Source organism: Parafrankia discariae (assembly GCF_000373365.1).
Lineage (GTDB): Bacteria > Actinomycetota > Actinomycetes > Frankiales > Frankiaceae > Parafrankia > Parafrankia discariae.
On record NZ_KB891230.1, the window covers coordinates 294,135 to 305,361 of the forward strand.

8 protein-coding genes are annotated in these 11,227 nt (G+C 71.3%); 1 reads left to right on the forward strand and 7 read right to left on the reverse strand.

The features are described 5' to 3' along the window. Positions 1-178: 178 nt before the first annotated feature. From B056_RS0122365 to rpmH, 7 genes are all read right to left on the reverse strand, one after another. Entirely contained in the window at positions 179-2,539 is a 2,361-nt protein-coding gene (locus tag B056_RS0122365; RefSeq protein ID WP_018504092.1) for a GH92 family glycosyl hydrolase, read from the reverse strand. 37 nt (positions 2,540-2,576) lie between these two features. Next, the gene (locus tag B056_RS0122370; protein WP_018504093.1) at positions 2,577-4,412 is read right to left on the reverse strand and encodes a hypothetical protein; all 1,836 of its coding nucleotides are present in this window, start codon (positions 4,410-4,412) and stop codon (positions 2,577-2,579) included. Between the two features lie 203 nt (positions 4,413-4,615). Further along, on the reverse strand, positions 4,616-5,200 hold the full coding sequence (locus tag B056_RS0122380; RefSeq protein ID WP_026240012.1) for a Jag family protein: 585 nt from the start codon (positions 5,198-5,200) through the stop codon (positions 4,616-4,618). A 177-nt stretch (positions 5,201-5,377) separates the two neighbouring features. After that, on the reverse strand, positions 5,378-6,775 hold the full coding sequence (gene yidC / locus B056_RS0122385) for a membrane protein insertase YidC (protein WP_018504096.1): 1,398 nt from the start codon (positions 6,773-6,775) through the stop codon (positions 5,378-5,380). 12 nt (positions 6,776-6,787) lie between these two features. After that, positions 6,788-7,294, reverse strand: a complete 507-nt coding sequence (gene yidD / locus B056_RS0122390; RefSeq protein WP_018504097.1) for a membrane protein insertion efficiency factor YidD — start codon at positions 7,292-7,294, stop codon at positions 6,788-6,790. After that, positions 7,291-7,656 (reverse strand): ribonuclease P protein component, encoded by a 366-nt coding sequence (gene rnpA / locus B056_RS40930; RefSeq protein ID WP_076784750.1) that lies wholly within the window; start codon positions 7,654-7,656, stop codon positions 7,291-7,293. Before rnpA ends, yidD begins: the two co-directional genes overlap by 4 nt. A gap of 32 nt (positions 7,657-7,688) precedes the next feature. Further along, the gene (gene rpmH, locus B056_RS40935; RefSeq protein ID WP_020464714.1) at positions 7,689-7,826 is read right to left on the reverse strand and encodes a 50S ribosomal protein L34; all 138 of its coding nucleotides are present in this window, start codon (positions 7,824-7,826) and stop codon (positions 7,689-7,691) included. A gap of 1,025 nt (positions 7,827-8,851) precedes the next feature. Between rpmH and dnaA the strand changes: the two genes are divergently transcribed. Beyond that, the gene (gene dnaA / locus B056_RS0122405; protein WP_018504098.1) at positions 8,852-10,447 is read left to right on the forward strand and encodes a chromosomal replication initiator protein DnaA; all 1,596 of its coding nucleotides are present in this window, start codon (positions 8,852-8,854) and stop codon (positions 10,445-10,447) included. Positions 10,448-11,227 lie beyond the last annotated feature (780 nt).

Consider the following 11,227-nt stretch of genomic DNA (forward strand, 5'->3'; position numbering starts at 1 on the left):
GCAGGCGGCCGCGGGCGCTCGGGGCGGGGCGGGAGGGTGCGACGCGAAGGCACCACCCCAGCATCCCCGGTAGACCCGTTCCGGCGCGTCAGGTGATACCTCAGATAGGCGCTGTGTCGGGAATTCGGCGCCTGGAGCCGGACAGCGCGGACAGATGTTTCCCGTGAATCATCGCCGGTCAGCGCCCAGGGCTCGGGGCGGTCGGCTGCTGATCGGACAGTGACCAGGCCAGCGTCGCTCCGGCGCTGACGTCACGAAAGCGGATCCAGGGCCCGGGGAGCGATTCGCCGTCCCGTCTCAGCCCGACCGGTAGGCGGCCGTCCACCCTGCCGACCTGTTCGCTCACCGAACGGAGCTGTCCACGCGGGAGGGTGATCTCGACCGATGAGACGGCCGGCGGAGTCACGATGAGCAGGTCTGTTCCCGGCTGGACGGGACCCAGCCCGAGCCAGGCGAGCACGTACCAGGCCGACAGACCCCCGGTGTCGTCGTTTCCGGGCAGGCCGTCGGGAGTGTCCCGGAACAGGGTCCGGCGCGTCCGGTCGAGAGCGTCGATCGTCAGATCAACGGCGCCGAACGACGCACCGAGCCAGGGGACGAGCAGGCTGGGCTGGTTTCCCATCTCCGCGTGCGTCCCGATCGGGCCGTCGTCGAGCCGGGTGAGGAAGTCGGCGAGCCGGTCGACCGCGGCGCGCCGCCCGCCCATCGCCTCGGCGAGACCGTCGGGATCCTGGGGAACCAGCCAGGAGTACTGGGCCGCGGTGCCTTCGGTGTAGCCGGGCAGGGTCGTCGGCTCCACCGGCAGGAAGGCGCCGTCCGGGCCGCGGGGGGCCGGCAGCTTGCTGACCGGATCCCAGACCGACCGCCAGCGCTTCGACCGTCCGGTGAAGACGGTCGCGATCTCGGGCCGGTTCGCGGCAAGCGCCAGTTGCGCTGTAGCGAAGTCCGCGAGGGCGTACTCGAGGGTGACGGACACGGCGTCCGGGAGACCGCCGGGGCTGACCGGGACGAAACCGAGCCGGTCGTACTCGGCCGCGAACGGGCGGCGGGCCGCGCTGGCCAGCGCGGTGGCCAGCGCCTGCGCCGGGTCGACGGGCAGCCCGAGCGCCACCGCCTGGGCGAGCAGGACCGTGCCGCCGTCACCCGGCATGATGTCGGGCCGACTGGTCGCGAGGGTCCATCCCGGCACCGACCCGGTCTGCGTGGCACCCGCCAGCAACGACCGCGCGGTGTCGGTGGCGACATCCGGAGCCAGCATCGCCAGTAACGGGAACGAGCTGCGGTAGGCATCCCAGCCGGCGACCCCGCTGCGAACGGTCCAGCCCGGGGCGGCGGCGGCGGAGCCGTCCCAGCCACGGTAGGTGCCGTCGGTGTCGCTGACGGCGCCGGGGCCCAGCATCGCGTGATAAAGCGCCGTATACAGGACGCGTAACTCCGACCGCGACGCGGAGACGCCACGCACGGCCGCCAGCCTCCGGTTCCATTCGGCGCGGGTGGCACTCGCGACCGCGTCGACACTGGTGGGGTACTCGGCCGCGAGGTTGGCCCGCGCCCCCTCGACGCTGGTGTACGACACAGCGGTACGGAGCACGACCGCTCCGTCTGCTGTCGGTGGCATTCTCAGCCAGGCTCCGACCGAGGCGGAACGCGACGTCGCGGTGGGCCCGCCTTCGTCGGCCGCGCCCGGGCTCGGCGACCAGTTCCCCGCCGACCAGGTGCCGACGGCCGCGGGCGGCCGATCCGGCCTCGCGACGAAATAGAGCGTGCTGACGGCCGGCTGCCGGCAGAAGACCCGACTCGTCACCGAGCCGGAGATCTCGCCGGTGGCGGAGTCCACCTGCAGGTCCGCCCGGAGGGCGCCGTCACCACGGCGGCCCAGGTCGACGAACAGGGATCCCGGCACGCCGGGCGGGAACGAGAAACGACCAACCGCCGCGCGGGTTCCCGCGGCGAGATCCACGCCTATCCGATCGCCCGCCTGCGAGGTGACCTGGACGCTGTAACGACCGGGCGCGGCCGACTCGTCGTCGTGGGAGAAGCCGGCCTCCCACGGCGAGGTCTCGTTCACCTCGCCGGTGGGTGGATGGAACGGATAAGGACCGGTGGACGGCATGATCGAGACGTCCTGTGCCGCGGAGCACGACGTGCCGTGTAAGTGGGTCAGGCTGAATCCGTCTATCACCGAGTCGGCGTACCGGTATCCTCCCGACCCCGCGGCCGCCCGTCCGTCGGTGTCCGGGCTCCACTGCACCATTCCGAACGGCGCCGCGGCGCCGGGAAAGGCACCCGCGACCCCGTCGCCGGCTATGACATCCCGGCGCTGTCGCGCGGTGCCGATGAAAGGGTCGACGAACCCGGCCAGGTCGTCGCCCGCGGCGACAATGGCCGCGGCCTGCGTCGCGGGGTCAGCTGCCCGGGTGGTTCCGCCGGATGAACCCGGCCGTGTTTCGAGCAGCAGACCCGCCAGCGCCGCCGAGGTGACCAGCAGTGCCAGTGCGACCGATGCGATCAGGCGGGCACGCCGACCTCCGACAGCCACGCACAGCCCCTTTTTCGACGGTCATCGACACCGTGAATCATCCACGGCTCGATACCGGGGGCTTGGAGCAGGCGGAGTAGACCGTGACCGAACCGGTCAGTCGGAATCGCCGACTCTCACCGGGGCACCAGCCTTCGTCGCGCAAAGCCGCCAGCCCCGGAGCCATCGCGGCCGCATCGATGTCGAAGACGAAGACGACAAGACGGCCGGGTCGGCGAGACCGTTCCAACTGCGCGGCGAGGGGCACCAGCCGGCCCGCGGAATCACGCCGGCCGGGATCGACGAAAACGGTGTCCGCGCGGGCCACCCGAGGCGGCTCGTTTCCGGAGGCGGTTCCGGAGAACGTTCCGGAGACGGTCCCCCGGCCGGACTGGGGGAGCGCTTCGGGGATCCGGGGGGCGTCCGCGCTGACCTCCATCGCGTAGATCCATCCCGGGCGGGCGAGCCGGCCGCCGACCACCACGAGGTCCCCGGGGCGGACCAGCCGGCGGGTGGTCACCGCCGCGTCCACCATGAGGTCGAGGCCGCGCATCCGATCCTGCCGTTCCCAGACGAGCCGGTCGCCGGACCCGGCACCCGCCAGGGCCACGCCCGCCGCGAGGACCACCGTGAGGACCACCGCCACCGCACCCCCCGCGTCGACCGCGCGGGCGCGCCGGTCGACCGGGCGAGCCCGCCAGGCCCGAGCCGCCCGGCGGGCGGCGTGGCGGGTGACCCGATCCCCGCCGACCACTACGACCAGGACGAACAGCGGCACGACGAACTGGTTGGTCCGCGTCGGCCCGAACGGCCAGAAGCGGGCGGCACTCGCGCCCAGCATGAGCAGTTCCGCGCCGGCGAGCGCGCCGAGCACGCGGCGGCCGTCCGGCCGGCGAGCGAGCGCGGCGGCGCCGGTCACGCCGAGCACGACGATCGCGGGGGCCAGCAGCCACGGCAGATACCCGGGAAGGTCGACGAATCCCGGCACCAGGCTGGGGTCGAACTGGTCGATCCCGGGCGGCGAACCGGTGCCGAACCGCCACAGCTGCTCGGCCACGAACCTCACGGCCTGCCAGGGGTCCCGCCCGGCGAGGAACTGAGCGTCCCAGTAGCCCCCGGCGCGCTGCGCGGACTGGTGACCGATGAAGAAAAGCGTGTGCGCGGCAACCAGCACCACGCTCGGCAGCGTCTCGGCGATCCGCCGCCGCCGGTCCGGGCCGGGCACGAGGTCCATCACCGCGAGCGGAATGACAAGAAAGATCGCCGGAACGGAAAACAGGGAGATCACGCCAGCCGCCGTGCGGCGGATGAGGCGGCCACGGTTCAGGCGGCCACGGCCGACCGGGCCGAGACGGCTCCGGGAGCCGGAGCCGGTCTCGGAACCGGGCTCCGGGCGGCCAAGCCACAGCAGGACGACGGCCACCGCCGCCAGGGTCTCGATCGTGTACGGCTTGAGCTGGGTGGCGAGGTCCAGGAAGGTCGCGTTCAGACAGAGCCAGCACACCGCGAACAGGGCGGCCACAGCTCCGGAGAACCGCCGGGTGAGAACGGCGGTCAGTGCGCCGAGCGCCGGCAGAGCGGCGAAGCCCGGCAGCCGCAACGCCCAGCTGTGCCAGCCGAACAGGTCTCCGGAGAGCCGGGTGACACCCAGCCATCCCAGAGCCGACGGCGTGTTCGCGACGGTCAGCTCGGACCACAGAGAGCCGATCGGCTCACTGACGAAGTGCCCGCGCCAGATCTCGTCGTACCAGAACGGTCGGTCGAGATAGGCGTGCAGCAGCACCACCAGGAGGGTGAGCGCGAGAGCGACGAGACCGGGCAACCACAGCCGCGGCCCGCCGCGGATGATGGCGGACGCCTCGGGGGTGGTCGCGGGCGTCGCGGGAATGATCACAGGTGTCGTGGTCGATTCCGGTGGCGGCCCGCCCACCCTCGGCAGCACCACTGGCGCCCTCGTTCCCCTCGCCGCGCATCCGACGTCCTCGACGGGGGCCGACCACGGCGTCACGGCCGCGCACGGCGTCAGAGTCGTGCGCGAGCGTCAGATCCGCGATCGGTTCCCTGCCCCGGACAAACTCCGGTGACGGTACACGGCCGTCAGTCAGGCAGAACGACGACCCGGCGGGTGGGCTCCTCACCCTCGGACTCGCTGCGCACGCCGTCGATCGTGGCGATCACGTCGTGCACGACCTTGCGCTCGAAGGGTGTCATCGCAACCAGCTTCTGGGGCTCGCCGGTGTCGGCGACCCGGTTCGCGGCGTTCGTCGCGACCTTCCCCAGCTCGATCCGGCGGCGGGCTCGATGACCGCCGACGTCGAGCATGAGCCGGCTGCGGACGCCCGTCTTCTGGAGCACGGCTAGCCGGGTCAGCTCCTGCAGCGCCTCGAGGGTCTCACCGCCGGACCCGATCAGCTTGTCCAGCCCGTCCCCGACCACGGCGACGACGGCACGCCCGCCCTCGACGTCGAGATCGAGGTCGCCGTCCATGTCGACGATGTCGAGCAGGCCCTCGATGTAGTCGGCCGCGATCTCACCCTCCTGCTCGAGGTCGGCGAGCCGGCGCTCGCCGGAGCCGTTCGAGCTCGTGGTGTCCTCGCCCGCGGTCGTGTCGGCCCCGGCCGTCGGGCCGTCCTCATTGGCCTCGGGTCCTTCCACGGCCAGGTCAGGTGCCGAACCGGTCATCAGCGTTACTCCAGGGGAAAGGGGGCGGCGGTGCCGAGCGTACGGGACGTCCGGGCGCCGCGGGGTCAGCGCGGCGGTTACGGGGGGCAACCGCCCGGGACGAACCGGGGCGTCCGGGGCGGACGGGGCGTTCAGCCCGGACGATGCCTGTGGGCGGGACCGGAATCCGCCGGCTCATCAGCGCCGCCCGCCCGGTCGCTTGCCCTTTCCCCGGCGCTTGGCCGGCCGCGACCCACCGGGGGCGCGGCGCATCCCCGCGGGGACCGGCGGCGGGGTGGACCGGGAGGCTCCCTCGGACTCCGCGACACCGTTCGAACGGGACGTGCCCGCTGCCGCCGTCGCCGAACCGGTGGCGGCTTCCCGGCCGGAGTCGGCGATCTCGCTCGTGGCGGACGCCTTCCCGGCGCCGCCGGCGGCGTCAACCGCCGTGGCCTTCGGCGTGCTCTGGGGCGTGCCCTTGGGGGTGGCCTTCGCTCCGGCCGCCTTGGCCGGAGTCTTCGGCTTGCTCGTGGACGTGCCGGACCGGGAGCGGGTTCCGGGCGGGGCGCTCGACACCCGCTCACCGGACCCGACGGCGACCGCCGAACCGGAGGAGGCCCGCCCGTTCTCGCCCGCCGCCTGGCCGCCGGCACCGGAGTCCGCGCCCTTCGTCAGGGACGTCGTGGCGGGACGGGGGCGGCTCTTCGACTTCGCGCCCGCGCGGGCACCGGGGGAGGGCCGGGAGACCGCGGCACCGTCAGACGGTGCCGTCCGGGCGCCGGGGACCTTGCCGTTCGCGGCGAGCGGCTTGATCGGAGGCATCTTCTTGATGACGAAGAACTGCTGCCCCATGCTCCACAGGTTCGTGGTCAGCCAGTACAGCAGGACGGCGATCGGGAACCGGAATCCGAAGATCGCCAGCATGAGCGGCGAACCGTACAGCAGGATCTTCTGGACCATCGCCTGCTGCGGATCGACCGGCCCGGTCCGCGCCATGATCTGGCGCTGGGTGAAGAACGTCGTCGCACCCATCAGGACGATCAGCACGACCGCGAGGATCTTGGCGTGTGTCCCGTTGGCCCCGAGGAAGTCCAGCAGGTCCTGGGAGGAGCCGAACGAGTTCGACAGCGAGATGCCCCACAGCTTCGCGCTGGCGATCTGCTCCACCTGGTCGGCGGACAGGCCGACCCGCGGACGCCACACCAGCGAGCCGCCGGGGCCCTCGTTCATCGGGGCGAGGTGGGTGAAGACGTGGAACAGCGAGATGAACAGCGGGATCTGCAGGAGGATCGGCAGACAGCCGAGCAGCGGATTGCCATGCTCCTTCTGGAGCTTCATGATCTCCGCTTGCATCTGCTGTTTGTCGTGCCCGTACTTCTCCTTGATCTCCTTGATCCGGGGCTGCATCATCTGCATGGTCCGCTGGGACTTCACCTGCTTGACGAACAGCGGGAAGATCAGGATCCGGACACAGATGACAAGCAGAACGACCGACAACGCCCACGCGAAGAAGCTGTCCGCGCCGAAGATCGGCCCGAATCCCCTGTGGAAGAAGACGATCGCGTTCGCCGCGAGATGATAAAGCGGATCCAACACCAGACTGTCTCCTCACACCCGCGTTCCGCGACGGGAACCGACGATCTCGGAACGCGTCCCCCGGTGGAGGGACGCAGAGCCATGCCCGTGCCTCGTGCCGGCATCGACGGCGCCCACCGGACCCGAGGCCGTCCGGCACCGACCGGTGCCGGGATCGACGGACCCTCCGGGCGCCTCACCGGGCACCGGGTCGTAGCCACCCGCGGAAAGCGGCTGGCAGCGCAACAGCCGACGGATGGCAAGCAGACCACCGATGACGCCGCCGTGGCGGGTCACCGCCGTCAGCGCGTAGGCACTACAGGACGGCTCGAAGCGGCAACAGCCCGCGTTCCGCCCCGACCAGCCGGCCCGGTAGACCCGGACCGCCATGGCGAGAGCCCAGGCCAGCGGGCCACGCAGCGCGCCGTTGGACGCCCTGGCCAGCATGGTGAACCTCGTGGACGTCGCGAGCGCGACGAGGACGAGATCGACGAACGCCAAGACGGCGGCCGCGCTGCCCACACCGGCGACCGCGCTCATCCCGACCGCGCCGATCGCTGCGGCCGCGGGGAGCGGACGGTACGAAAAGCGGAGTCGAGCGAACGACCGAGATCAGCCGACGTCGCACCCGCCGCCTCAGGTAACGCCCTGATCAGGACAGCGGTTCCCGGTGGCAGCGAGGACAGCCGGGAGCGCGTCTGCTCGCGCAGCCGCCTGCGGACGCGGTTACGCATCACCGCGTTACCCACCCGGCGGCCGACGACGAACCCGGCCCGAGGCGGTCCGTCCACATCGGTTTGCACACTGTGGACAACGATTAACCCTGCCCGAACGCGCCGGCCGGAACGCCCGGCAAGGGCGTGTTCCTGCCTGGTGCGAACTCGGGAGCCCCGGGGGAGCATGGCTGACGGCGGCGGGCGCGCTCACTCCACCGTCAGGCGGAGAGCTGGCTGCGGCCCTTACTGCGACGCGCGGACAGGATCGAGCGGCCGGCGCGGGTCCGCATCCGGAGCCGGAACCCGTGGGTGCGGGCCCGCCGGCGGTTGTTCGGCTGGAAGGTGCGCTTACTCACGTGAGGACTCCGGAGACACAGACGGGCGGGATGCCGGCTGGACGCCGGCCGTGGCTGGGACCTCGGTGACGGGACCGGAACCCGGGCGACCGATCGACAGGAGCCCTCAGCCTGAGGAGACCCGCCACCGGAGCCCACGTCCGTGAGGTCAGGCCCGTGAGATCAGGCCCAGCACGAAGCCGGGCCCACGAGCCGACCGCCGCCGTGGTTCGCCCTAGCCTACACACGATGCCACCAACGCCGGCTCCGTCCGGACCACAGGCCACGACGAGGTGACCGGACGGACACCGCGAGGGCACCCCGGTCCGGGTGTCCCGGTGTGACTGTTACGGTCGAGTCCGCTGCCCACAGCTCAGTCCGTGAACCGTCTGCCGCCCCTCCGAGCCCACGGGCTCCGTGGGTGGACTCGTGGGTGGACTCCGTGGGTGGACTCCACACCGGACCACACGGGCAGGAGCACCATCACCGACCGGTCTCCCCGGCGCACCTCGTAGGCCGGCCCCCCTGGCGCACCTCATAGAGTGGTCCGCTCAGTGGTCCGCGTGGCTGTCATCCACTTTGTGGGCCGGTCGCCGACGCCACGCCGGATGCGGTGTCATGTCCATGCACAGGTTGTGGACGACGATGTGGAGAACCGCTTCCGGAGGAGCGGCGCGCCGCCGGCCGCGCCCGGCGGGTCCGGTGCGCTCGGGCCGGGGGTCCACGTCCATCGGCCGCGGCGACACGGAACAATCCTCGGCTACACAACAGTCGCGCATCCTGTCACCATCACCCCCTTAACCACCAGGAACGTCTCGACCACCAGCGCACGAACCACCGAACCAGGACCTGAGCCACCGGCGGCACCGGCTGGTCGGCACCGCACCGGCGGCCGACCGGGCGGCACCGCCGGTCGGCGATGTCGCCGGCCCGACACAGCTGACGCGCATTGACGCAAAGAGACCACAGTGCCAGCCAGCGACTCCGGCTCCCGGCGGTCGTGTGGTCCCGCCCGAGAGCCACGAAGAGCCACAAGGAGCACCCCTGTGACCGACCTCAGCGCCGACTCCGTCGCCGGTCAGCCGTCCCGGGGAGCCGCGCCCACCTCGGAGCCGGACCTGTCGGCGGTGTGGGAACAGGCAGTGGCGGGCGTCGCGGACGGCACGCTCTCCGGCCAGCAGCGGGCATGGCTGAGGCTCACCCGTCCACTCGGGCTCGTCCAGGACACCGCGCTGCTCGCCGCGCCGAACGAGTTCACGAAAGACCTGCTCGACTCCCGGCTGCGCCCGTTCCTCTCCACCGCGCTGTCCACCGCCTACGGCCGGGAGATCCGGGTCGCGGTCACCGTCGAGCACACGCCGGACCCGGAGCCGATGACCGGTCCCCTCACCCTCCCGGGCATCGACGCCGGCGGCGGCCCACGCTCGCTGCTCTCGACCGGCCACGAGCCCCGCCTGGGAGAGGACCACCGAGGCGAGGACCGCCGGGAGGACCGCCGGAGCGAAGATCGCCTCGACGGGCGTCTCGAGGGACGGGTCGACGGAGCGCCCCCCGGGCGGATGGCCCCGGGGCTGGGCCGCGACCCCTCGCCCCGCCCGTCCGAACCGGCCCGGCTCAACCCCCGCTACCTGTTCGAGACCTTCGTCATCGGTGACAGCAACCGCTTCCCGCACGCGGCGGCCGTGGCGGTCGCGGAGGCTCCGGCGAAGGCCTACAACCCGCTGTTCATCTACGGTGACTCCGGGTTGGGCAAGACGCACCTACTCCACGCGATCGGTCACTACACGGTCAAGCTCTACCCCGAGAGCAAGATCAAGTATGTGAGCATGGAGGAGTTCACCAACGACTTCATCGCCTCGATCCGCGACGACCGGCAGCTCGCGTTCCAGCGCCGCTACCGCGACATCGACGTCCTGCTGGTGGACGACATCCAGTTCCTCGAGAACAAGGAGCGGACGCAGGAGGAGTTCTTCCACACCTTCAACGTCCTGCACGACACCGAGAAGCAGATCGTCATCAGCTCGGACCGCTCACCCAAGCAGCTCTCGGCCCTCGAGGACCGCCTGCGCAGCCGGTTCGAGTGGGGGCTGATCACCGACGTCACGCCGCCCGACCTCGAGACCCGGATCGCCATCCTCTCGAAGAAGGCCGCCACCGAGCGGCTGCCGGTCCCTCCGGACGTGCTCGAGTACATCGCCACCCACATCGAGCGCAACATCCGCGAGCTCGAAGGGGCGCTCATCCGGGTCGCGGCCTTCGCCAGCCTGAACAAGTCCCACGTCGACCGCACGCTCGCCGAGATCGTGCTGCGCGACCTCATCCCCGACGCGGCCAACCCGGAGATAACCGCCGCGGCCATCATGAACGCCACCGCGGCGTACTTCGGCATCTCCATGGAAGACCTGTGCGGGACGTCACGCAGCCGGGTCCTGGTGACAGCCCGTCAGATCGCGATGTACCTCTGCCGTGAGCTCACCGATCTGTCTCTACCGAAGATCGGTCAGCACTTCGGCGGCCGGGACCACACCACCGTGATGCACGCCGACCGGAAGATCCGCGGCCTGATGGCCGAGCGCAGGGCGATCTACAACCAGGTGACCGAGCTGACCAACCGCATCCGCGCCCAGGCCCGACACGCCTGACCCCCACGCCTTCGCCCCACCCCCCCAGCCGCCCTCATTTCCTTGTGTGGCGGGTGAGTGAGTCCCGGGACTCACTCACCCGCCACACAAGGATCCGGAGCCGGTGACCTGGTCCAGGTTGGGGCTTTTGGGGTTTGATGGATTTTCTGGTGGTTTTGTTGGGGTTCGGGTTGGGTTTTTGGGTGCGTCCGGGTGAAGGGGCCCGCGTATCGGTGCGGTGAGGGCTCGAATCGTCGCGGGCTCCGAGCCGCCGGCGCCTCACGCCCAGTCCCGGTCCGGTGTTCGCACAGGATCCGGCTGTCGCCAGGATTCCGACCCGCCCGGATCCTCCGAACCCGGGCCGCCGCGACTTCCTGTCAGCGCCCAACCGTTCCGCCGCGGCCACGCCGAATGCGGAAAGGAACATTCGACGCGCGCGAGGACCGGCGGAGGAAATTGCACAGTCCGCACCGGCCACCGCACTTCGTTCATTCGCGTCCAGGCCCGGGCACGACTCCGGGTTACGGGTCGGCGTTCGGATCCGGGCGATCGACTGGCGTGCTTCCCGACTCCGCCGGGTCGGGGTGGAAGCCGATTCAAGCCCGTGTTCAGGTTCGGGACCGACTCCGGACCGATGCCGGTTCGAGGCTGAGTCCGCTGGTTCGGGGCTGGGTCCGCCCGGTCCGAACAGGAGTCCCGGTCCACGCGAGTACCGGTCCAGGCGGGAGCACGGATCAGGGCGGGAGCGACGGTTCAGGTAGGTGGGCCGACCCGAGCGGGGATGCCGACCCGGACAGGAGC